Source organism: Mastigocoleus testarum BC008 (assembly GCF_001456025.1).
Lineage (GTDB): Bacteria > Cyanobacteriota > Cyanobacteriia > Cyanobacteriales > Nostocaceae > Mastigocoleus > Mastigocoleus testarum.
In genome coordinates this window covers 78,323-100,245 of record NZ_LMTZ01000035.1, presented here as the reverse complement: position 1 = coordinate 100,245, position 21,923 = coordinate 78,323, and the positions used below count along the sequence as shown (strand labels likewise).

The window sequence follows — 21,923 nt, the reverse complement described above, 5'->3', positions numbered from 1 at the left end:
TTACCAATTACCAACTCTAATTAATTATTAATTTTTTGGGTGTGACGGGACTCTAACCACATAGGAATAAATACTACTGCAGCCAATACAAACAAAGCTAAAAATGCGAATTCACTAACCCATTGGACTAATTGTTCTAAAGGAATAAGTTTCCCCGCGAAAAAAGCCAAAGTAACCATAGTCAAAGACCAAGTAGCAGCCCCAGCTAGATTGTAAATAAAAAATTTCCAAAATGGCATTTCTGCGATCCCAGCTAGTGGAGCCGCAAATATACGTAATAAAGCAAAGAATCTTCCAAAAAAAACTGCTTTACCAGCATTTTCACTAAATTTATCTTTAATACTTAAAATTTTATCTTCCGTGATTCTAAATATACGGCTGATTCGCACCAACAATACCCAACCACCAACTTTACCAATCCAGTACCCGATAGTACCACCGATCGCAGCACCTGTTGCTGCATCACTTAGAACCAACCAGTAATTTAATTCATTACTACCGGCTAAAAACCCACCGACTAAGGTCACTGTTTCTCCAGGAATGGGAATTCCTAAATTCTCTAATAAAATTCCCACAAAAATAGCCCAATAGCCATAGTTATGAGATAACTCCTGGATGTTTTCCAGTGAAATAAAATCGAGAGACATTCAATTACACCATAACTTACAACTTAATTTACAATTTGTTATTTTTCTTATATCTTGAGTCTTTTAATAGCAACCTGTCAATATTTAGTCATAAGTCTGTGAAAGCTAGGGAAAATAGGATACTTAAGGTTTGCAAACAAATACCTAGGTCATTTTAAAGCTTAATATTTCAACCTTTTAACTAAGTTACGAGTGCTAATTTTTGTACCCCATTCCAAATAATCCATCAATGTGTAACAATTAATATCTGCTTGATAATATACGTAAGTTACTTTATGAGTACTAATACTGGTCTAAACGCAATATCATTTATAACAGTTTTACAAAATGACTCGTAAATTATAAAAATTTAGTAAAAGATACAGATGCTACCGAAATATTTACCCTCTTATGCATATATTGGTAACAGATAGTACAAACTGTACGGCATGAATACTGATCTAATTTGTCCCAACTGTTTTGCAATTGCTACTCAGATAACTGAGTAGTAATATCCATTTACGCAGTTGAGATAGGAATAGTATTTGTGTCTTTTTTACTTTTTTGTTAACCGTTTCAACTACCCAGTTAAATTCATGACTCTCACACCAGAATTTCAGTTAGTCTTGTTTAAGCCGGAAGGACGGGTTGATTTGGAAGGCGGTCGAGTCCTGAGCGAGCAAATGGCTAAAATAGCTCCCCAGCCTCACCAACTTTGGGTAATCGATTTAGTGAAAGTTGATTTTATGGACAGTTCTGGTTTAGTAGCTTTGGTTAAGGGACTTAAGGCTGCTCGTCAGAGTGGTTGTCGTTTGGTCTTATGTAATGTTCATGCCCCAGTTCGGCTCATTTTAGAATTGACAGATCTTGATTCTGTGTTTGAAATTTTTAATTCCTATGAGGATATTTTAAGTACCCTTAACCATCAAACTGTCACTGGTTAGCTTGTGATTTTTTTGTGAATTAAGCTCCACTCAAATTTATCAAAATACTACGCAAGCCAAACAGAATCTGCGGTTTAATTTATAGATCAAACATATTTATTTTATCTATAGTTAGACTAAAAATATTTGGTTATGGCGTGATTCAGTAATTTGGTAAATCTCAAATAAATCTATGATTTAGGAAATTAGATAATTGTTGAATCCAGCAATCTTATCATTTTTATATAAGTCTATGCTCTGTAGATTTATGATTTGTGGAGTTTATGTTCTCAACTTCTAAATTCAACTTCTAAATTACATTGATGTTGGGTAATTGTAAGTCGTAATTTACCTATGTTACGTTTTGCAATTAAATAATGTATGGCTGGAAAAACTAAAATCTAGGCTTGGTATGCTTAGAGCACACTTCCTTGTACGCAGTTTCCTATATTTTCTTCCTTCTAAAATAGGGTAAAGTAGCTCACATTTGCTTAAATATTGCCATTACTACTAAAACATTATGGCAAGTGTTTTTAGTTATGCCATTAGTTTTTAACTATTGATTTTCTGCCAAATTATATATGTTTGTCAGACAATTATTATTAAATTTATTCACTATCAATAGTGAAACTTCCGGATAGATTATCTTTAACTACTGTTACAAGATACATTAAATCTTTCCCAAGTACACACCCACCCTAAACAGGCAATAAGAGTAAAAATAATTTACCCCGTGTTTTTATACGACGGGGTTATTTGTATTTTGATAGATACTTTCTTTGACGCTCAATAATTTACTATTATTTTTATTCTACTAACTTGTCAGTATTAAACTATTAGTATATGAAGTTTCCTAACTAGGAAAAATCACTTTTTTCGCAAACTTTCAGCTTTTTTGACTGAGATACTAAAACATCTAAGTCTCATCAGTATAAAAGTTTCTAGCACTAAAGTTTTAGTTTTAGGTGTTGGGTATGCTAGACATATTATCTTGGGGAAAATCTTCATGGGGGAAATTTGGTAAATCGATCCCGCCACGGGTATTGTTACGATTTTTTAAAGCTAGGCGATAACTGACACTCTGTAATTCCGCTTGCAGTTGTCTATTCTCTTTTTGCAACATGGCTACTTTTTCTCGTACCGGAGCCATGCGTTCCTCAAATTTACGACGATAAATTTGGGGTAACTCTTGTACCACTTGCTCTAACATTCGACTGCGATCAGTTAGTTCCTGTACAGACTGCCGCAACTGGTAAATTTCGTCATCGCGACTATTTATTTGTTCTTGATAAAAAGTAACCTGTTCTTCTACCGCTTGTAGTTGGTCGCGCAAATCTGTTAACTCGCTCAGATGTCTCTGGGAAAAATCTGGTTGAGATTTAAAATTTGTATTGCCCTTTACAAGTCGAAATAGCTCTTGGGAAAGTTGCTGTACTAACTGCTCGCGCAGATGCAATTCTTGGCGGAGCTTTGATACTTCCGTAGATAGAGATTGAATAGTGGAGTTGTCGGTTTGAGTCACAGTGGCTTCGGGCTCCAATTAAGAATCTTTTCCACTATTTAGGTATAACCGTATTAGTAGTGTAGTTGGCAAGATAAGCAGATATCAATTTAGCATTTATACGGAAATTCTATCTAAATTTGATAAAAATTATATGAAAGAAAAGGTAAGGTTATATAACTTTACCTTTTCTGAATAATTTATGTTGTTATGTAACAGTTTTTGTGCTAAGGATCGCCAATCCTATTCTGTAGGTGCAACTTCTTCAGTTACATTTTCCTGTAACTCTTGCTTAATTGTGAGGTAACGAATTACTTCTTCGCTTAAACGCATCGCACGTTCCATACTCGCAATAATGCTGCCGACACTGGAAGCATAATTCATTTGTATGTAAATACCATCTCGGTGCTTATTGATTTCGTAAGCCAAACGGCGTTTTCCACGATTTTGGATCTCAATTTGTTCTGCACCTTGTTCGCGTATCAAGTTTTCGTATTTACCAACGGCTTGCTCTACCTGCTCTTCTGTAAGTTCAGGTCGCAGGATGTACATAGTTTCGTAAGCTGTTGCCATATTTCATTACCTCATGGACCAATTAGGGTTGCTGCTGATGTAAATCAAATTGCTGTTTCGTTAAATAGAACACTTGCTTTTATCAACATCTTGAGCAACAAGGAATTATAATCTTACCAGCTTTTAATTTTAATTGTTAACACAGTTATTAAACTTCGGTTTTTGTATCGAATGGGTTTTTATTGTGTTACTAAGATATTGTACAAATCTGTGCCGCTACCTCTAGGCAAACGATAAACTTATTTTTCTCAAATAATTTTTCTCAAATAATTTTCTCAAAACTGTTCGGGTTGTATCTACTAACTTTTTAATTAATTACAGACAAAAGGATATTTTTCAGCTTATGGCACAACGCTATGTGCGAGTTCAAAGTCGGGAAGGACAAGTTTATTATGGTTTGCTACAACTATCGCTTGATGTTCAAATTTTAGATGCTCCACCTTGGCTACAAGGACAACCCACAGATCTCAGTTTAGAACCAGACAGTTATCACATACTAGCTCCTTGTTCTCCTTCTAAAATTTTGGCAGTGGGTAGAAATTATGCAAATCATGCAGCTGAAATGGGTAATCAGGTTCCCAAAGAACCTCTGATTTTTTTCAAGCCACCTACATCGATTATTGCTTGCGACGCCGAAATTCAATATCCTCCTCATTCACAAAGAGTAGACTATGAAGGAGAATTGGCATTGATTATCGGCGAACGCGCGGTTGATTGTACCCCTGAGTCTGCTCAAGAAAAAATTTGGGGATATACTATAGCCAACGATGTGACTGCGCGGGATTTACAGAAAAAAGATATTCAATTTACTCGTGCGAAAGGTTTTGATACTTTTTGTCCTTTAGGTCCTTGGATCGTTCGTGAATTAAATCCAGGAGCAAGATTACAGACCTTTCTCAATGACGATATTAAGCCAGTTCAATCAGCTTGTATTGACGAGATGGTTTTTACTCCAGATTTTATTGTTTCCTACATCAGTCAAGTTATGACATTGCTACCGGGAGATGTCATTCTCACCGGTACGCCGGTTGGAGTTGGTCCCCTAAAGCTCGGCGATCGGGTACGAGTAGAGATAGAAGGTATTGGTCGCCTAGAAAATACAGTTACGTCTCGGTAATTTTTTTGTGATATTTTGTGAGTTCTCAATAAAAGTTTCAATTTCAAACTCAAATATTAAACTCGAATCTCAAACTCACAAAAAAGTTAAACTTAAAGACTTATAGATTTAAAATCTCGAGATTTCTCTATTTTTTATCTCCAACCTGGTTTTTTATGGGTAAAGTTAAATAACATACCCAAAAGCACTAAAAATTACGAAATTTTTGCCGAAAATAATGTTTGTATTTTGCATTTTGTACTTTTAAGAAATATACCTTGAATAAATCAAACTGTTGAATATTTATTTCCTATTCTAAGTCCAAGTTTTACATTTCACCTATTGATTTATACAGCTAAAAATGAGTTTTTTTACATTATTTAGCTATATAATCTAGGGAAAATATAATAAAAAACAAACTAATCTTATGGCTTTATGCCTTATCGAGTTTGTGCATAAGCAGCTTCTGAAATGAATGGGTATTCAGCATAAAGACCTCTTGCAGCTTGTACCATTGAAAATAAGCAAGCACCAGTCACTACAATAAACAGCAGGCTAAACAAGACACCAAACAAGAATAAATCTGGTGTTACAGATACTGCGCTTACCGGTATATTCACTAGTTGGAATATATATAGGCACAAAAAGGTGAAAATTGATAACAAAAGTGCTTGCATTGTATGGAATCTTAGGAAATGTGCAAGCTTTTCATTTCTGACAACTCCTAAATATAAAGCGAAGAAAAGAATAAAAGTAAAACCTATGAAAGGTATGGCACGGTTAAGGACTCCAAACAAAATTATGAATGGAGAAAAAGGAATGTAAAGTAATTCCAGGAATGGAAACTGTTGAAACAAAAAACTACCAAATCCGCGCACTTGTATCAGTGGCAGAATATACGGTAGAACTGATAAAATACGTTGCTGCCAGTCAGTGCTTCCGCGCCAAGTCATGCTTTTATTCTCCTGTTGAGTAAAAATTTTGTCCTATTCTGACTTATAACAATCAGCGTACTTAAGCTGGATTTATTCTATGTTAACTATTTTGAAGCCCATCATGCATTTGTACTGCTCTGGCTGTTGTTCGGTAAACCTGCTAATTGCTTGACCACAACATAATTTTCCTTTGTTTGTTCGAGGTTGACCGCTAGCATCTGCGAGCAAACAGGTTTGACAAACTTTTTGTGGTTTTAATACCTGATCGTTTATTAAAACTCTGAGCATTCCATTACTCCTGTGAATCCTCATATTTACCTATAATTTAACCGGTAAAACCCTTCAAGGATAGGAAACTCCACATTTTATTTCGTTACATTGCATTTCATAAACAACGGATAAGATTAAAACAAAAATCACAGTTAAAAATTTTTAAACAAACAAAAAAGTTATTTTGATGTACTCAAATTGATTGTAATTTGGAAAATACAGTTCATTTTGTAAAAGGATTGAATGCGTGACTTTAAATAACTCAGATTTTCTTGCTTCTTCCGACCCGATAGTTGCCAGTTTTATCGACCAAGAACTCCAGCGTCAACGGGAACATTTGGAATTAATTGCGAGTGAAAACTTTACCTCTGCTGCTGTTTTAGCAGCCCAAGGTTCAGTACTGACAAACAAGTATGCCGAAGGTTTACCAGGTAAACGTTATTACGGTGGTTGTGAATTCATTGACAAAATTGAGCAGTTAGCCATAGATCGCGCCAAGGAGTTATTTGGTGCTGCTAGTGCTAACGTTCAACCTCATTCCGGCGCACAGGCAAATTTTGCGGTTTTCCTCGGCTTGCTACAGCCAGGTGACAAAATTATGGGTATGGACTTGTCCCATGGGGGACACTTGACCCATGGTTCTCCTGTAAATGTATCAGGTAAATGGTTTGAGGTCGTTCATTACGGTGTTAGCCAAGAAACCGAACAACTTGATTACGAACAAGTCCGAGAGCTGGCGCTTAGGGAGCGTCCCAAGCTCATTATTTGTGGTTATTCTGCTTATCCACGTTTAATTGACTTTGAAAAATTCCGCAGTATCGCCGATGAAGTTGGTGCTTATTTACTAGCGGATATTGCCCATATTGCTGGTTTGGTTGCTAGTGGTTTGCATCCCGACCCAATTCCCCATTGTCATGTTGTTACAACAACAACTCACAAAACTTTGCGTGGACCTCGGGGTGGTCTAATTCTTACAAACGATCCTGAATTAGGTAAAAAATTCAATAAAGCTGTGTTCCCGGGTACTCAAGGTGGTCCGTTAGAGCATGTAATTGCAGGTAAAGCGGTAGCTTTTGGCGAGGCTCTCAAGCCAGAATTTAAAACCTACTCACAACAGGTGATTGATAACGCACGTGCTCTTGCGACCCAATTACAAAATCGTAACTTCAAATTAGTTTCAGACGGTACTGATAACCACTTAGCATTATTAGATCTGCAGTGTATTAAAATGACCGGTAAACAAGCTGATGCTTTGGTCAGTGGGGTAAATATCACTGCAAACAAAAACACCGTACCTTTCGATCCAGAATCACCCTTTGTCACCAGTGGATTGCGTTTGGGTTCTCCTGCAATGACCACTAGAGGTCTTGGTACAGAGGAATTTGCTGAGATTGCGAATATTATTGCTGACCGTTTGTTATCTCCAGATTCTGAAGAAGTCGCTGCTGATTGTAGAAAACGAGTAGCATCATTGTGCGATCGCTTTCCTTTGTACCCCCACATCACCATTCCTGTTCCAGCAATGGCGTAAAGTTTTTGTAGTAGGAAAGTGATATTGGACATGAAGATACTAATTTGGGAATTATCATAATTCCAGATAATCGTAATAAGGTATCTAAATATTTTCACTTTTAATAATCCCACGACTAAAAGCCGTGGGTTTTCTACTTCAAGTCCGGTAATATAGCAAAGCGATCTAACAAAAATATTTATTTAAAACTTCATGAGTGCAGAAATAATTTGTGTTGGTACCGAATTACTGCTAGGAGATATTCTTAATCGTAATGCTCAATTTTTGGCAATTGAATTAGCAAAACTAGGCATACCTCACTACTACCAAACCGTAGTTGGTGATAATCCCCAAAGGTTATACCAAGTAATAGAAACTGCAGTTAACAGAGCAAATATACTAATTTTTACTGGTGGATTAGGTCCCACCCCAGATGATTTAACTTGTGAAACAATCGCTAATTTTTTTGGCGCACCTTTAATCGAACGTCCAGAAATTATTGAGGATATTACCAATAAATATGCCAAAAGGGGTCGCACCATGACTCCTAGTAACCGCAAACAGGCTTTAATTCCCCAAGGTGCGGAAATTCTCCCCAATCCCATGGGTACAGCACCGGGAATTATTTGGGAACCTCGTCAGGGAATCTCAATTTTTACTTTTCCTGGAGTCCCAGGTGAAATGCACGGGATGTGGAGAGAAACGGCTATACCCTACCTCAAAAAGCAAGGATGGGGTAAAGACATTATTCACAGCCGAACTTTAAGATTTTGGGGAATTGCTGAATCTGCTCTTGCGGAAAAAGTAGCTTCTTATCTCAGCCTGTCCAATCCCACAGTTGCTCCATATAGCAGTAAAGGCGAAGTCAAACTAAGAGTTTCTGCAAAAGCAACATCGGAAGCGGAAGCCGAGAAACTAATTCAACCGGTAGAGAAACAATTACAAGATATAGCTGGCGTGAGTTACTACGGTAGTGATAGTGACAGTTTAGCCTCTGTTGTTGGAGATTTATTACGTAACGCCAAACAAACCCTCTCTGTCGCGGAGTCTTGTACTGGAGGTGGTTTAGGGCAAATGTTAACAGAAATATCTGGTAGTTCCGATTACTTTTGGGGTGGAATTATTGCTTACGATAACTCTGTGAAAGAAAAAGTATTAGGGATCAATCCTGATGACTTGAAAGAATTTGGGGCAGTAAGTGCAACAGTAGCCGAGCAAATGGCAATCGGTGTCAAAGAACGCTTGGGGACAACCTGGGGAATTAGTATTACCGGTGTTGCGGGACCAAACGGTGGTACTGCAGCAAAACCCGTTGGTTTGGTGTATATCGGTTTAGCAGGACCTGAACGCCTAGTGGAAAGCTTTGAGTATCAATTTGGTGCTACAAGGGGCAGAACTTTAATTCGCCATCTGAGTGCTTGTAATGCCTTAAATAGCTTACGGCAAAAATTACTACATTAATAAATCCGTAAATTAGAACTTTAGAAATAAAACCTACAGACAAAAAATAAAGTTGGTAGTTATTTCCTGACAAAATAATTTAATTAAATCTTAAAGTTCTTCTCAGTAATAAAATTGCCAAAAAATAATAAAATCTTACCTATCAATGACAAAACGAGTTGTGCAAATCCTACTCGTGTGGTGCTGTAATGACAGTTAATCCAATCTTCCCAAACCAAAATTGACAGTCAAAATTAGCCCTTTTTGATATTCAGCAAGCCATAGGTGTCACAAAATAATTAGAATAAGAAATAAAACTTTATTGATCCATAGTTCATAATCTTCTTCCCCACCTATTAGTACAATCAATCGCTAGAAGCTTGCTGCATCCGCCGCAATTTGTTACAAAAATACAAAGAAGTTCTAAATACTTAACACTACATGTTTGGCGGACTTACTGGTTTCACCAATGAAAAAGGCACCGACTGGGGCGAGCAAATGCTCAACACAGTTGCGAGTCAAACTATTCGCCACTTGTTTAGCAAAAGCGAGTTAGTAGAAGTGGTCGTCCGTTGTTACCCTTCCAGCAAGTTGCTGCAGGGTAGCATCGATAGCTTCAAAATGAATGGTCGTGGCTTGGTCATTCGCAAAGATTTTGCCGTTGAAGAAATGTCCTTTGAAACCGATGCGGTTTCAATTGATTTTGCCTCGGTTTTGAGTGGAAAATTGCGCTTGAAGCAACCTACCCAAGCAATTGCTCAGGTCATTCTCTCACAAGAGGGTATTAATCATGCCTTCACAGCAGAACTGGTTAAAAAACGCTTAATTAATCTTTCTGTACCAGAATTAACTGAATTATCTGGTGGTAAACCAGTATCTTTCACTGAAGTTAATGTGGAACTGTTACCAGAAAATCGACTTAGAATTTTAGCTAAAGCGGATTTGAGTAGTGGCGAACTCATTCCGTTGAGGATGGTAGTCACTGTGGGGATCGAAAAACGGCGACGAGTTTCATTTCAAAATCCTCAAGTTGAACTGGATGCAGTACCTGCAGAGCAAAAAGAAATTTCCCAAACTTTGAGTCTGGTGCTAGCGGAAATTTTAGATAATATGGTCGACCTGGATCGATTCGATCTTGATGGCGTTAAGATGCGGCTCAATCGTTTACAGACAGAAGGAAAAAAGCTGATTTTTAGTGGATATGCTGAGATTGAACGAATTCCCAAAACTGGATAAGGTAGATATTTGCAAATTTTTAAATTAAAACTGTGCGAGTAAAACTTTGTGAGCTAGAAGTTTTAGTACGAAAGTTTTAATCTGGATGTTTTATCTGAAAATTATCATTCAGTTCCACAAATCCCATTTTCTCTAGTGAGATAAATTATTTTTCCGTAAATTATACGGAAAAGTTCAAATATAGCGAATTGCAACTAAGTGAGGTACAGTTCAAAAACTGAAAGTCAGTTATAAAGCAGATCCTACTCCTGACTCCTGTCTTCTGACTCCTGAATTCTGCTGTAAATGTATCATCATGCCTTTGTGGCTTTAAGCAATCAATTGATAATATGACAACAACATAAATTTTTAAAATCTATTTTTAATCAATCCTTCGTCATGAGCGAATCGAGCACTTCCCGTTTACGAGAACTGGCTACATTATTTTTCAAGCTCGGATTGATTGGTTTTGGAGGTCCAGCAGCTCACATTGCCATGATGGAGGATGAAGTTGTTAACCGCAAGAAATGGTTGACACGAGAAAATTATCTAGACTTAATTGGGGCAACAAATTTAATTCCTGGACCTAACTCTACGGAAATAGCAATCCATATTGGTTATATCCATGCTGGATTACTGGGGTTAGTTGTTGCAGGAGTTTGTTTTATTTTCCCTGCGGTACTTGTAACTGCTGGTTTTGCTTGGATGTACGTACAATTTGGGCAATTACCTGAAGTTTCTCCTTTTTTATATGGGATCAAGCCAGCTATTTTAGCTATTATCTTTGGGGCAATGTGGCGTTTGGGAAAAAGAGCTGCAAAAAGTCATCAATTAATAGTTATTGGTTTGATTGTATTATTAGGATTATTTTTAGGACTAAACGAACTACTTTCCCTGCTGTTGGGTGGAATTGTGGGAATGTTGTGGTTACGCTTCAGAAGTACTGGCAGTTTGGGAGCTACAATTTTATTTTTTCCTCCTACCAGTTCTGTAGCTTTAAAAACCGCTGATGTAACTGCCAATAGCAACATATCACCGTGGCAAATAGCTTTATTTTTCCTCAAAGTTGGTAGTGTTTTGTACGGTAGTGGATACGTTTTAGTAGCTTTTTTAAAAGGAGAACTAGTTGATAGCCTAGGTTGGCTAACTCAACAACAGTTGCTTGATGCGATCGCAATTGGTCAGTTTACTCCCGGTCCAGTTTTATCTACAGCAACATTTATTGGCTATGTAATTGCGGGTATCCCTGGAGCATTAGCAGCGACTTTAGGAATGTTTCTACCTTCATTTGTGTTTGTTGCCATCCTTAACCCTATTATTCCCCGTTTACGGGCTTCGCGCTGGCTGGGAGCATTTCTAGACGCAGTAAATATTAGTTCTGTAGCATTGATGCTATTTGTGACCATAAAACTAGCTGGGGGAATTTTTATCGATGAGGTTAGCATTGATTGGTTTGCAGCACTCATAAGTTTAATTGCAGGGGTCTTAGTTATCCGCATACGATTAAATGCTGTTTGGATTGTTCTTGGTGGGGCTACAGCTGGTTTTGTACTGAAAAATATTTTGAATTTTTGATATTCATTTGAGTGAAAATAAAAATCTGTAGAAATTGACCGTTGTGCAATTCTACAGATTTTTAAAGTTTATGAATAAGACTTGTGAATGAAACTTATACAACAAACTAATAACTGGTGATTGGTTATGGAAAGCTTGCGCTAGCTATCGAGAAGAACGACCTACACCAATGTATTTGAAACCAGCTCGAACCATTGTTTCAGGATCGAGGAAATTACGACCATCAATCATTACCGGATTGACCATTAATTTTGCCATTTTGCCGTAATCTAAACTGGAAAACTGCTTCCAGTCTGTAACCAATACCAAAGCATCACAGCCATCAGCTAATCTCTCAGGGTCAGTTTCTACTAACACACCAGATAAACCATCGCGCATTCCCGACTGAGAAACAATTGGGTCGTAAGCTTTAACCTTAGCCCCCAGACGATTTAGTTGTTCGATTAAATTTAATGCTGGTGCATCGCGCATATCATCGGTATCGGGTTTAAAGGTTAGACCCAATAAACCAACAGTTTTACCTTTGAGAATTTTCAATGCTTGCTGGAGTTTTTCCAAAGCAATTAAACGCTGACGTTGGTTAACACTGACAGCTGACTTGAGTAATTGGGCTTCATAACCATAATCATCAGCAGTATGAACCAATGCTGATACATCTTTGGGAAAACAAGAACCACCCCAACCAATACCAGCTTGCAGAAACTTATTACCGATACGCGAATCCAAGCCAATACCTTTGGCTACTTGGGTAACATCAGCACCAACGCGATCGCAAATATTAGCAACTTCATTAACAAAGCTAATCTTAGTTGCTAGAAAAGCATTAGCAGCATATTTAATCATTTCCGCCGAACTGAGGTCGGTAACTAAAACCGGTACTTGGGGTAATGACTTATCTTCAGCAAATTGACGTTCCACAATAGGAGCGTACAACTTCTTCATTAGGTCGGTAGCTCTTGTACTATTACCACCGAGAACAATTCTATCTGGATTGAATGTATCGTATACAGCAGAACCTTCCCGTAGGAATTCTGGATTGCTCACAACATCAAAGTCAGCATCACTTACAGGTAATTTCTGCTCGCTTGCTCCAGCACCAGGGGTAACTAAAGTTTTTTGACGTTCGGCTATTCCATCAAGAACAATCATTCTTACCCAATCACCAGAACCAATGGGTACTGTGGACTTGTTAACAATTACCTTGTAACCGCCGTTAAGATGAGTACCAATACTGCGAGCAACTGCTTCTACATAACGAGTATCGCTCTCACCTGTCGGTAGAGGAGGTGTTCCCACCGCAATAAATAAAATTTCTCCGTGAGCAACTCCCGCAGCAATATCTGTAGTAAACTGAATTCTTCCTGCTTCAATGGCGGACTGCATAATTTCCGAGAGTCCCGGCTCGAAAATCGGCGAACGTCCAGCTTTCATTAGCTTTACTTTCTCTTCATTGTTATCTACACATATTACATCGTGCCCAATATGAGATAAACAAGCGCCTGTTACTAAACCAACGTATCCTGTACCAATGACGCAAACACGCATTTAATTTACTCCTCTCTAAGATTTGAGGTTATTATTTGTAGAAGCTTTCGCTGAGGTGTATCAAGTAATTAGCATCCATCGATTCCCCTGATTTTGACAAGCAAGTTCCCAAAAGATGTTGCTAACTGGGTTGTAAGCGTAAGGTGTTACTAAAAGCAAAACTGTATAAACTGTTCTAGCCTTACAGTTTTTAACTCTTCCATGCAATCTTAATTACTTTGGTTTTTGGGTATATAGTCAACCGAAAACACAGATGTGATTTTTGATTAACAACTAAAAAGTAATTGGTTACCAGCGATCTATTTTATTAGTTTTATTAGCATCGCATCGCGTTATTCATATGATTGGAACAACCCGTCATCCGAATTTTCTAGCTGGTTTGAGCAACAAACTAATTCTATGGTTAACGCCAAGCTACATAAACTGAATTACTAAATAGAATTGCTAGTACCCGAAAGCATCAATTGTCAGGAGTTTTTAGTTAAGCTTCAGTCCTGAAAAATTAGATATCCCAAAAAATTTAGATATTTTTCTGATTACAAGGCAGAGGTTTTTAGAATCTCACGAATGGCTGGTAGTCAAAAGTCCCTACTTAAGAGTCTACATTTTTTTACTATTGAGCACTAATAACTAGTTTTTTTTCAGTTTTTACTCGTTGTCGGAAATCCTCGATTGTTAGTTTTAAGCCCTCTTGTAGTGGAACATTGGGTTCCCAATTCAACAAAGTTTTTGCTTTGGTAATGTCAGGGCGACGACGACGAGGATCGTCAGAAGGTAATGGCTCAAACTTAATTTCTACTTCTGGGTTTATCATATTTTGTATGGTTTGTGCCAATTCCAAAATAGTATATTCGTCAGGATTACCCAGATTAATCGGACCAATGTACTCGTTATTCATTAGTCCGATTAATCCTTCTACCAAGTTAGAAACGTAACAAAAACTTCGAGTTTGAGAACCATTTCCATAAACTGTTAATGGCGTTCCCTTTAAAGCCTGAACAATAAAGTTGCTCACAACTCTGCCATCATTTTCTAACATTCGGGGACCATAAGTATTAAAAATACGAGCAACTCTAACATCAACATTATTTTGTCTGTAATAATCGAAAGTTAAAGTTTCCGCAATACGCTTACCTTCGTCGTAGCAAGAACGTATTCCAATGGGGTTAACATTTCCCCAATATTCTTCATTCTGGGGATGTACTTCTGGATCTCCATAAACTTCACTGGTCGAAGCTAACAATAATCTAGCTTTAACCCGCTTTGCCAATCCCAACATATTCAGTGTCCCCATGACATTTGTTTTAACTGTCTTTACAGGGTTGTACTGATAATGAACCGGAGAAGCAGGACAAGCCAGATGATAGATTTGATCGACTTCTAAACGTATTGGTTCTGTAATATCGTGACGGATGAGTTCAAAATAAGGGTTGCCCAGCCATTTGAGAAGATTTCTTTTGTGCCCAGTATAAAAATTATCTAAACAGATAACCTCATGTCCTTCATCCATCAATTTATCGACAAGGTGGGAACCAATAAATCCCGCTCCGCCAGTCACTAATATTCTCATAAATTTACCAATTACTTACACAATATTTACACTAATGACGATCACACTTACTTTTAGGTTACCCACCTAAACAGGGAAAATCCAATACAGGAAACTCTAAAAAATAGATATCTAGTATCATTAAAATATCTAGGAAATAAATTAAATAGATTATCGTTCGTAACTTTTTTTCATATTACACTATACAAGTGTTTGTACTTGATTTGTTGTCTTAAAAAATACATTTATTTTTTTGGGTTTTATAATTCAACAGATCTAAAATCATATACTTTTTCAAAAAAAATATCCTAAATATTGGATGAAATCGAAAATATTCTCACAGCTAAATATTTATAGTTAATAACTCAGTTATAAATAAGCGCTGTGGTTATTTATGGTGGCTAAGAGCAAGTCAAAATAGGTGTGCCTATATTCGCTCAGCGTTGGCGTATCATATCCGAACCGTAGGTAGGTGCAGCTAGAGGCTATAACTACGTTACCTGAGGATCTGCCGTCGCCGCAGGCTCTAGCTATTGGGGGACGCAAGCACAGCAACAGCTGACTGTTTATTATGTTTGACCGCGTCTACGACGTTAGTATAGCGTGTCCGTAGGACAAACAGGATTTGCCAAAGTCCTCACCTAATATACGTAATGCTATACAAAAAATTGATTTTTCTTTTTAGTTATGATGAGCCAATTCAATCCCATGCATTATATGCGTGGGGAGTACAAAAAATGTTTTGACAGATCGCTACACAGATAAAAATTATCTGACAATAACTCTCTTGCTGGAAACTTCAGGTGAAAAGACAGGTGCAAAAGCACGTTGAGGTTCCCCTAACATAATGATGGAACAAGTTAATTGTCTGGCTAATTGGTTGGTAACGTCACTAATTGCTAAGCCACCAGGAACATTACGGTTGCGGATGAAAGGTAGAATTACTAGATCGTATAGTCTTGCGGCTTGTAAAACAGCTTGGGCAGTGTTTTCGTGAGCAATAATTTGAACCTCGGGTGGATTTGTTAAACCAACCTTTGATACAAAGGAATTAAGTTGCGAACGTCTAGAAGCAATTTTACTAGAACTAGTGCGACGTTCGCAGACATTTAATACCGTCACTTGAGCTTTATTTGCTTCTGCAAAAACCTGGGCAAGTTGTATGGGTAATAGAGTTGCTGCCATCAAGTTTTCGACAGGTACTAAAATACGCTGAATTTTTGATGGAGATTCCATCAGACGAGAAATTGCTACCGGACAATGGGATGAACCAACAACACTATCAATTACGTTCCCAAATAAACGTGCCCTAATACCAGTACGTTTACCCCACCCCATAACAATCAAACTAGCTTTTTTTTCTCTTGCAGCTCTACTAATCCCTCGGGCAAAAGCATCATCAATTCGTAGTAAGGGTTCTGCTTCCACTCCCAATAATTGGCTCAATCCCGTGGCTTTAACTAGTAAGCGTTCGCTACGCTGTAGAGATGCTTCCACTTGAGGAGCATCCATGTGGTTTGCAGCAGTTGCAATGGCTAAGGGTATAATTTTACCTTTGGCTTGACGCACTAATAAAGCTGCCATCTCCATTAAATGCTGTTGTGTTTGAGGATTATATACAGGTACAACAATGGTATAAGGATTATCTCCTAAAGCATGCTTAGCAATTGGTGAAGTAACTAAAGTTTTCTCTGTAACAGGAGTGGTATTTAAACCTGCTGAAACCTTAGAGGTGATTAAAGGACCTAAAGCCGAGCTTAGCAACATTAAAGCAACAATACTGCTTAAAACTTGCTCATTAATTAATTCTGCTCGAAATCCAATTATGCTAGCTGCCAGTGTTGTTCCAGCTTGAGGTAAAGATAAAGACCACATACTCAGAGTTTCTTGCCATTTATAACGGTATATAAATTTACCCATTACTGCTGCTGCAAACTTACTTATTAGTAAAATAATTACAAGTAAAACTGCTAGCTTGAAAGTTTCTAGGTTGGTGACAACAGAGGCTAAATTAACTTGGACGCCCAAATTAACAAAAAATATCGGAATAAGTAAAACATTGCCAACAAACAACAATTTTTCCTTAACTGCTCCTTTACCCAACAACTCGTTAAGTGCAAAGCCTGCTAAAAAAGCACCAATAATTTTTTCTATCCCTAAAAGTTGAGCCCCTGCAGTTGCAAGAAAAACTGCCAACACTACAAACAAAAATTGATTACCTTCGTCATCACCAGAACGTCGAAAAAATTCTTTTCCAGCCCAATAAAAACCTGCAACTAATAAGGTTGAATAAATAGTTAGCCAGCCTAAAAAAGCGAGTAATTCAAAAGCATTTAAGCTCAACTGATGAATAACCAAACAAACACTAAAAATTAACAGCGCTCCAAAATCACTCAGGATGTTAGCCCCAATAGTTGTCGCGATCGCTTGATTATTAAGAACTCCTAAGCGGCTAATAATCGGATATCCCAGCAAGCTATAAGAAGAAAGTAAAGAACCAATCAGTAAGGCTGTGTTCCATTCAAAACCGCATAATCGTGCCAAAAAAGTTCCTAGTATTAGCGGTATACCAAAACTAAAGCAACCAAATCCCAAAGAACGATTTAAATGACATCGACAAAAATCTGTATCTACTTCTAGTCCAGCGATAAACATCAGATAAACCAATCCGATGTTGGCAAGCAAATTCATTATGCTTGAATTTGTATTAACTAGATTCCAACCATTAGGACCGAGTAATGTTCCTGCTAAAACTAAACCAATCAATCCTGGTATTCGCAACCGTTCAAAGATAATCGGCACGATCAGAATCACTACCAGTACAATTGCAAAAGCTCCAATTGCTTCTGGTTCAAAAACTTGTATGTTGGCTCCTAGAACCAGAAATTGAGATAAGAATTCCATAGGTAGGAAATGCATATTGAGCGCAATAATCAAGGCTGGGACCATCCCAAATCAATTGCCTTTACGAGCAATAAAACAAAAAGTAGAACCCAGGGAAACAACACGAAAATTTGCCTGACATTTATATTCGTAATTAACTGTCTTAGAACTCTACCTACGGGTGGACTTGACTTAAAATAAATCGCAAGCGGTCGTAGTCATCTTTTAAAAGTACACTTAATGTTCGTCCAGCATTAACAAGCCATTGCCTGTCGGCTTTGCGTAATCTGTATACTTCTCTAATTGCTGCTGCGGTTAATGAATCTACTGGTGCGCCACTAACCATTAGTAATGTACGCAAAAAATCTAACTCTTCAGTAAATTTTATGATATCCTCTGGCTCACATCGATAAACTGCTTGATGAATTTGCGGGGGACGAGGGGGTAAATACTGGTATACAATATCGTTTTTAACTACTGTTTCTAATGAAGGCTTAAACCCCACAATTGCCGCCCTAAATTCAGTTTTGAGCATCGCAAATATTTGAGGTTGCTCTTCTCTTAAATCCTGTAAAGATAATCCTAAAGCAACGGGTCGGTGTACGGAATCTATAGGCATTGTTGTTACATAATATACAATACCATATACCTTATTGCCCGATTCTTCGTCAGCACAAGAAACCCAACTACCAAAAGGTGGCATTGGGGGAAAACTCAAATCTTCTGGTTCCAAACACTGAGCTAAAAATTCCGTTGTCGAAGTTGCAATTACCTCCGCAATATGATTTGGGTGGCGATCGCTCCTGTCAAACTGTGGCAGGGGAAGACGCATAACAGTGCTGTCATCATAAGGTTATAGATATGCAGCTAAGTAATAATAACTTGTTACTTAGCTGATGGGGAAGTCAAAAAGACAAATCGGTATTAGAATAACGATATTTCTACTGTTCCCGAATATTTTAACTATATTAGCTTCTATTTTTTACTGGTAAATAATTTCAGTAATGATTTTTGGGAGAAAATTACACAAAAATTACAAAAAAATGTAAAAAACTTATGTTGGAGCAAAGGATAAAATACCACGTTTTTTAATATCTAGAAACCATCAAACTTCTATTTCTTAGCATCTACAGAGAAATATTATTTAGTCACAGTAATAAATTTAGGTAAAATTTTTCTGAAAATTTAGATAAATCTTCAATTTTTGCTTGCCGTTCAATTCTTGCTTGGGAATTAGGATATTACAATTACCGAGCAAGAATTGTCGGTGTATATTTTATTTTGAAATATTGAGATTAGATTATTTGGTTTTTTTACGCCCTGCTGTTGGCTCTACCGGCTCTAACTCGGATAACCGAAAAGTAACTAATTTATCCCAGTTTCCACCTTCAAACAATACAGCAACTTTGCCATCGCTTACCCGTTGCACGAGTCCTTCAAAGCGATAGTAGGTATCTGCAGAATTTTTAACGCGAACAATTGCTCCAGGGAGAATCATAACTTCTAACTTTAAGTTTTTCCAATGATAACTTAAATCATAGATCGCTAATACTTTTGAAAGTGACGAAAATTAGCAACCGACTCCACTAAACCGATGGCAAGGAAGTTTGCTAACATTGCCGAACGACCATAACTCATCCAAGGTAAAGGAATACCTGCTACAGGCGCTAAACCAATAGTCATTCCAATGTTGACACTCATCTGGAATATAATCATGGCTAGGACACCAATTGCCAAAAGCGAGCCAAAATTATCCTTAGCTGTCTTTGCTATATGTAAAAGTCGCATACAGACGAAAAAGAATAAAGTAATTAATAATAAACAGCCAATAAATCCAAATTCTTCACCAACAGCCGAAAAGATAAAATCTGTATGTTGCTCGGGAACAAAATTAAGCTGAGTCATTGGACCTTTATTTAAGCCCCAGCCAAAGATTTCTCCTGCTCCGATCGCAATTCGGGAATTAATAAGTTGATATCCAATACCTAAAGGGTCCGCGTCTGGGTTTAAAAATGAGGTTATTCGACCTTTTTGGTAATCTTTTAATAGGTGGGTCCAGGCAAACATTCCCAATTGACCGCACAAAATGTTAATCAATAATGGGCCAAAGAAGTTAACACCGTAACGACGCCAAGGTAGGGTACGCCAGCCAATAAGACCAATTGTCAACGCCCAAATTAGTCCTAAAGGTGCAAGGTATAAGTCTGTTGTTATAGAGATTGGAAAGGGCCACTGTATACTGAAAACTATTGCTGCAACTACTGGTGATATGAGAATTATTAGCCATCCTATATTTGCATTTGCCCAATACAGCATGGCTAAAACTACAGCACCAAAGACTAAAGATGTTGCTAAATCCGGTTGTAGAAACACCAAAAGCCAAGGGACTGCAGTAACTGCTAAAGCACGAATAAAATTGGGAAGTTTATCCGCAGTATGTTTGTGTAGCAAAGCTGCCAGAGTAATAATTACCCCTATTTTGGCAAATTCTGAAGGTTGTACGTAAAACCCCCCAATAGGAATCCACCTTTGAGCACCTTTAGCACTTGTACCTGCGATCATTACTGCAATTAGGCTGGCATTAGTTATTGCATAGGTGACCCAATGCCACTGAACCAAATTTTCGTAACGGATACGAGCCAAAATTAAGGCAAAAAACAGACCAACTCCACCTGTGACTAAATGCCAAAACCAATCATTTAGTCCTTGGTTAAGTTCGGCAGAACGAATCATAATTCCGCCAAATATTGTAAGTGCAATTACTAGAATAAATAATAACAAGTCAACTTGATGCCATGGTCTAAACCAAGACTTCCAGCGAATTTTGGCAGTAGAGTAACGTGACCTTTTTAACAACATCGGTGATTTTATATTATCGTTTTTAGATTTTAAATTTAGGTGCTTCTAAAAATCTGTATTCCCAGACAATAGACCGGGAATCAGACAAAAATGAATTTATTTTGGTATTTTGGTGAGACTTTTACTTTATGTAAGTGCTGCAACCGACACTTTACCCGCAATAGCAAGGGCAATTTTTCTCAAAGCTTGTGCAGAAGCTGAATCTTCTTGAGACACTACTATGGGTACACCGCTATCGCCGCCCACTCTGGCAGATATTTCTAATGGAATGCAACCTAACAAGGGTATTTCTAATTCGGCTGCAGTTTTTGAGCCACCACCAGATCCAAATATGTCATATTGCTTATCTGGCATATCTGGGGGAATAAAGTAACTCATATTCTCCACTATCCCTAAAATTGTGACATTCATTTGTTGGAACATGCGTAGACCTTTACGCGAATCCAACAATGCTACATGCTGAGGAGTAGTAACAATTATAGCTCCTGCCATTGGTACTGCTTGTGTCAGAGTTAACTGGGCATCCCCTGTACCTGGTGGCATATCAACAATTAAATAGTCTAGTTCCCCCCACTGAACTTGATAAAGAAACTGGCGAATAACACCATTTAACATCGGTCCGCGCCAAATCACTGGTTGGTCCCGATCAATTAAGAATCCCATTGAAACTAGTTTAACGCCGTGATTAAAAGCTGGGTGGAGAATATCTCCTTTTTCTGTAGACTCAACTTTAATCTCGGCATCGCTCAGACCCAACATTGCCGGATCGTTGGGTCCATAAATATCCGCATCGAGCAAACCTACTTTGGCTCCAGTTTGGGCGAGAGCAACGGCAACGTTTACTGCAACAGTGCTTTTCCCTACACCCCCTTTACCACTGGAAATAGCCAGAATATTCTTGACCCCAGCAATACCGCTACGGTCTGGCAAACTTTTCTGTTGGGGAGTTTCTGCAGTCACTTCCACGGATACATCTGTAACACCTGGCAGAGTTTTGACTGCTTTTTGACAATCTTCAACAATAAATTCGCGCAAAGGACAGGCTGGTGTCGTTAGTACTAAGGTGAAACTTACCTCGCTACCATTAATTTCAACATTGCGAATCATATTCAATTCCACCAAACTTTTGCGGAGTTCTGGGTCTTGCACAGGTCGCAGAACCTCCAGTACTGAATGGGAATCGAGAACATTATTCATAGTGTTATCACCCTTGCTACCACAATATTTTTGACAAAATGCAATTTCTAATTGCATCTTATCGTTATTGGGTAATAAGGGTTTGAGGCTTACAAATACTTTTTCTTTATGACTATCTTTAGGAATATTATTACGAGTAACCTCTAGCTAGTTTCGAACAAGCAAGAAGTTTCTTATTTCAAAAAACAAATTTAATGTGAGATTTTGCAAAAGTTGGATTTTCAAA

The 21,923-nt window shown here is 37.8% G+C and carries 18 protein-coding genes; 6 read left to right on the top strand and 12 right to left on the bottom strand.

The window, feature by feature from the left end; translation table 11 throughout:
- Positions 1-20: 20 nt before the first annotated feature.
- Positions 21-647 carry a DedA family protein gene (locus BC008_RS07265; RefSeq protein ID WP_027843841.1) on the bottom strand — a complete coding sequence of 209 codons (627 nt, stop codon included), beginning with the start codon at positions 645-647 and terminating at the stop codon, positions 21-23.
- 575 nt (positions 648-1,222) lie between these two features.
- Between BC008_RS07265 and BC008_RS07260 the strand changes: the two genes are divergently transcribed.
- Positions 1,223-1,570: an STAS domain-containing protein gene (locus BC008_RS07260; RefSeq protein ID WP_027843840.1), complete on the top strand. Its 348-nt coding sequence runs from the start codon at positions 1,223-1,225 to the stop codon at positions 1,568-1,570.
- Between the two features lie 940 nt (positions 1,571-2,510).
- Here the strand turns inward: BC008_RS07260 and BC008_RS07255 are convergent.
- Positions 2,511-3,071: an Npun_F5560 family protein gene (locus BC008_RS07255; RefSeq protein ID WP_027843839.1), complete on the bottom strand. Its 561-nt coding sequence runs from the start codon at positions 3,069-3,071 to the stop codon at positions 2,511-2,513.
- Between the two features lie 222 nt (positions 3,072-3,293).
- Positions 3,294-3,623 carry a 30S ribosomal protein S6 gene (gene rpsF, locus BC008_RS07250; protein WP_027843838.1) on the bottom strand — a complete coding sequence of 110 codons (330 nt, stop codon included), beginning with the start codon at positions 3,621-3,623 and terminating at the stop codon, positions 3,294-3,296.
- A gap of 343 nt (positions 3,624-3,966) precedes the next feature.
- On the opposite strand from rpsF, the gene BC008_RS07245 reads away from it, so the two are divergent.
- Positions 3,967-4,740 (top strand): fumarylacetoacetate hydrolase family protein, encoded by a 774-nt coding sequence (locus BC008_RS07245; protein WP_027843837.1) that lies wholly within the window; start codon positions 3,967-3,969, stop codon positions 4,738-4,740.
- A 419-nt stretch (positions 4,741-5,159) separates the two neighbouring features.
- On the opposite strand, the gene BC008_RS07240 is transcribed toward BC008_RS07245, so the two are convergent.
- The gene (locus BC008_RS07240; protein WP_027843836.1) at positions 5,160-5,672 is read right to left on the bottom strand and encodes a Tic20 family protein; all 513 of its coding nucleotides are present in this window, start codon (positions 5,670-5,672) and stop codon (positions 5,160-5,162) included.
- Between the two features lie 72 nt (positions 5,673-5,744).
- Complete coding sequence (locus BC008_RS07235) at positions 5,745-5,942, bottom strand: hypothetical protein (protein ID WP_036265765.1); 198 nt, start codon at positions 5,940-5,942, stop codon at positions 5,745-5,747.
- 229 nt (positions 5,943-6,171) lie between these two features.
- Between BC008_RS07235 and glyA the strand changes: the two genes are divergently transcribed.
- From glyA to chrA, 4 genes are all read left to right on the top strand, one after another.
- Positions 6,172-7,455, top strand: a complete 1,284-nt coding sequence (gene glyA, locus BC008_RS07230) for a serine hydroxymethyltransferase (RefSeq protein ID WP_027843835.1) — start codon at positions 6,172-6,174, stop codon at positions 7,453-7,455.
- A 192-nt stretch (positions 7,456-7,647) separates the two neighbouring features.
- Complete coding sequence (locus tag BC008_RS07225) at positions 7,648-8,895, top strand: competence/damage-inducible protein A (protein WP_027843834.1); 1,248 nt, start codon at positions 7,648-7,650, stop codon at positions 8,893-8,895.
- Between the two features lie 420 nt (positions 8,896-9,315).
- Positions 9,316-10,110: an LmeA family phospholipid-binding protein gene (locus tag BC008_RS07220; protein ID WP_027843833.1), complete on the top strand. Its 795-nt coding sequence runs from the start codon at positions 9,316-9,318 to the stop codon at positions 10,108-10,110.
- Between the two features lie 378 nt (positions 10,111-10,488).
- Entirely contained in the window at positions 10,489-11,664 is a 1,176-nt protein-coding gene (chrA, locus tag BC008_RS07215) for a chromate efflux transporter (protein WP_027843439.1), read from the top strand.
- A 144-nt stretch (positions 11,665-11,808) separates the two neighbouring features.
- Here the strand turns inward: chrA and BC008_RS07210 are convergent, their stop codons facing one another.
- The 7 genes from BC008_RS07210 to BC008_RS07180 form a co-directional block, all read right to left on the bottom strand.
- Positions 11,809-13,209 (bottom strand): UDP-glucose dehydrogenase family protein, encoded by a 1,401-nt coding sequence (locus tag BC008_RS07210; RefSeq protein ID WP_027843440.1) that lies wholly within the window; start codon positions 13,207-13,209, stop codon positions 11,809-11,811.
- 613 nt (positions 13,210-13,822) lie between these two features.
- Entirely contained in the window at positions 13,823-14,779 is a 957-nt protein-coding gene (locus tag BC008_RS07205; protein ID WP_027843441.1) for a UDP-glucuronic acid decarboxylase family protein, read from the bottom strand.
- Positions 14,780-15,526: 747 nt separating this feature from the next.
- On the bottom strand, positions 15,527-17,662 hold the full coding sequence (locus BC008_RS07200; RefSeq protein WP_027843442.1) for a cation:proton antiporter domain-containing protein: 2,136 nt from the start codon (positions 17,660-17,662) through the stop codon (positions 15,527-15,529).
- Between the two features lie 154 nt (positions 17,663-17,816).
- Complete coding sequence (locus BC008_RS07195; RefSeq protein ID WP_027843443.1) at positions 17,817-18,473, bottom strand: HAS-barrel domain-containing protein; 657 nt, start codon at positions 18,471-18,473, stop codon at positions 17,817-17,819.
- Positions 18,474-18,941: 468 nt separating this feature from the next.
- A complete protein-coding gene (locus tag BC008_RS07190) occupies positions 18,942-19,139 on the bottom strand; it encodes an NAD(P)H dehydrogenase subunit NdhS (RefSeq protein ID WP_027843444.1) in 198 nt (65 codons plus the stop codon).
- 47 nt (positions 19,140-19,186) lie between these two features.
- Positions 19,187-20,500 (bottom strand): rod shape-determining protein RodA, encoded by a 1,314-nt coding sequence (gene rodA / locus BC008_RS07185; RefSeq protein WP_027843445.1) that lies wholly within the window; start codon positions 20,498-20,500, stop codon positions 19,187-19,189.
- Positions 20,501-20,626: 126 nt separating this feature from the next.
- Complete coding sequence (locus BC008_RS07180; protein WP_027843446.1) at positions 20,627-21,697, bottom strand: Mrp/NBP35 family ATP-binding protein; 1,071 nt, start codon at positions 21,695-21,697, stop codon at positions 20,627-20,629.
- Positions 21,698-21,923 lie beyond the last annotated feature (226 nt).

What these genes read in the sequence shown, in the direction of transcription:
- BC008_RS07245 (WP_027843837.1), top strand. Translation starts at nt 3,967, where the DNA reads ATGGCACAACGCTATGTGCGAGTTCAAAGTCGGGAAGGACAAGTTTAT.
- chrA (WP_027843439.1), top strand. Translation starts at nt 10,489, where the DNA reads ATGAGCGAATCGAGCACTTCCCGTTTACGAGAACTGGCTACATTATTT.
- BC008_RS07240 (WP_027843836.1), bottom strand. Translation starts at nt 5,672, where the DNA reads ATGACTTGGCGCGGAAGCACTGACTGGCAGCAACGTATTTTATCAGTT.
- BC008_RS07265 (WP_027843841.1), bottom strand. Translation starts at nt 647, where the DNA reads ATGTCTCTCGATTTTATTTCACTGGAAAACATCCAGGAGTTATCTCAT.
- BC008_RS07190 (WP_027843444.1), bottom strand. Translation starts at nt 19,139, where the DNA reads ATGATTCTCCCTGGAGCAATTGTTCGCGTTAAAAATTCTGCAGATACC.
- rpsF (WP_027843838.1), bottom strand. Translation starts at nt 3,623, where the DNA reads ATGGCAACAGCTTACGAAACTATGTACATCCTGCGACCTGAACTTACA.
- BC008_RS07260 (WP_027843840.1), top strand. Translation starts at nt 1,223, where the DNA reads ATGACTCTCACACCAGAATTTCAGTTAGTCTTGTTTAAGCCGGAAGGA.
- BC008_RS07200 (WP_027843442.1), bottom strand. Translation starts at nt 17,662, where the DNA reads ATGGAATTCTTATCTCAATTTCTGGTTCTAGGAGCCAACATACAAGTT.
- BC008_RS07225 (WP_027843834.1), top strand. Translation starts at nt 7,648, where the DNA reads ATGAGTGCAGAAATAATTTGTGTTGGTACCGAATTACTGCTAGGAGAT.
- BC008_RS07205 (WP_027843441.1), bottom strand. Translation starts at nt 14,779, where the DNA reads ATGAGAATATTAGTGACTGGCGGAGCGGGATTTATTGGTTCCCACCTT.
- BC008_RS07180 (WP_027843446.1), bottom strand. Translation starts at nt 21,697, where the DNA reads ATGAATAATGTTCTCGATTCCCATTCAGTACTGGAGGTTCTGCGACCT.
- rodA (WP_027843445.1), bottom strand. Translation starts at nt 20,500, where the DNA reads ATGTTGTTAAAAAGGTCACGTTACTCTACTGCCAAAATTCGCTGGAAG.
- BC008_RS07235 (WP_036265765.1), bottom strand. Translation starts at nt 5,942, where the DNA reads ATGCTCAGAGTTTTAATAAACGATCAGGTATTAAAACCACAAAAAGTT.
- BC008_RS07210 (WP_027843440.1), bottom strand. Translation starts at nt 13,209, where the DNA reads ATGCGTGTTTGCGTCATTGGTACAGGATACGTTGGTTTAGTAACAGGC.
- BC008_RS07220 (WP_027843833.1), top strand. Translation starts at nt 9,316, where the DNA reads ATGTTTGGCGGACTTACTGGTTTCACCAATGAAAAAGGCACCGACTGG.
- BC008_RS07195 (WP_027843443.1), bottom strand. Translation starts at nt 18,473, where the DNA reads ATGCGTCTTCCCCTGCCACAGTTTGACAGGAGCGATCGCCACCCAAAT.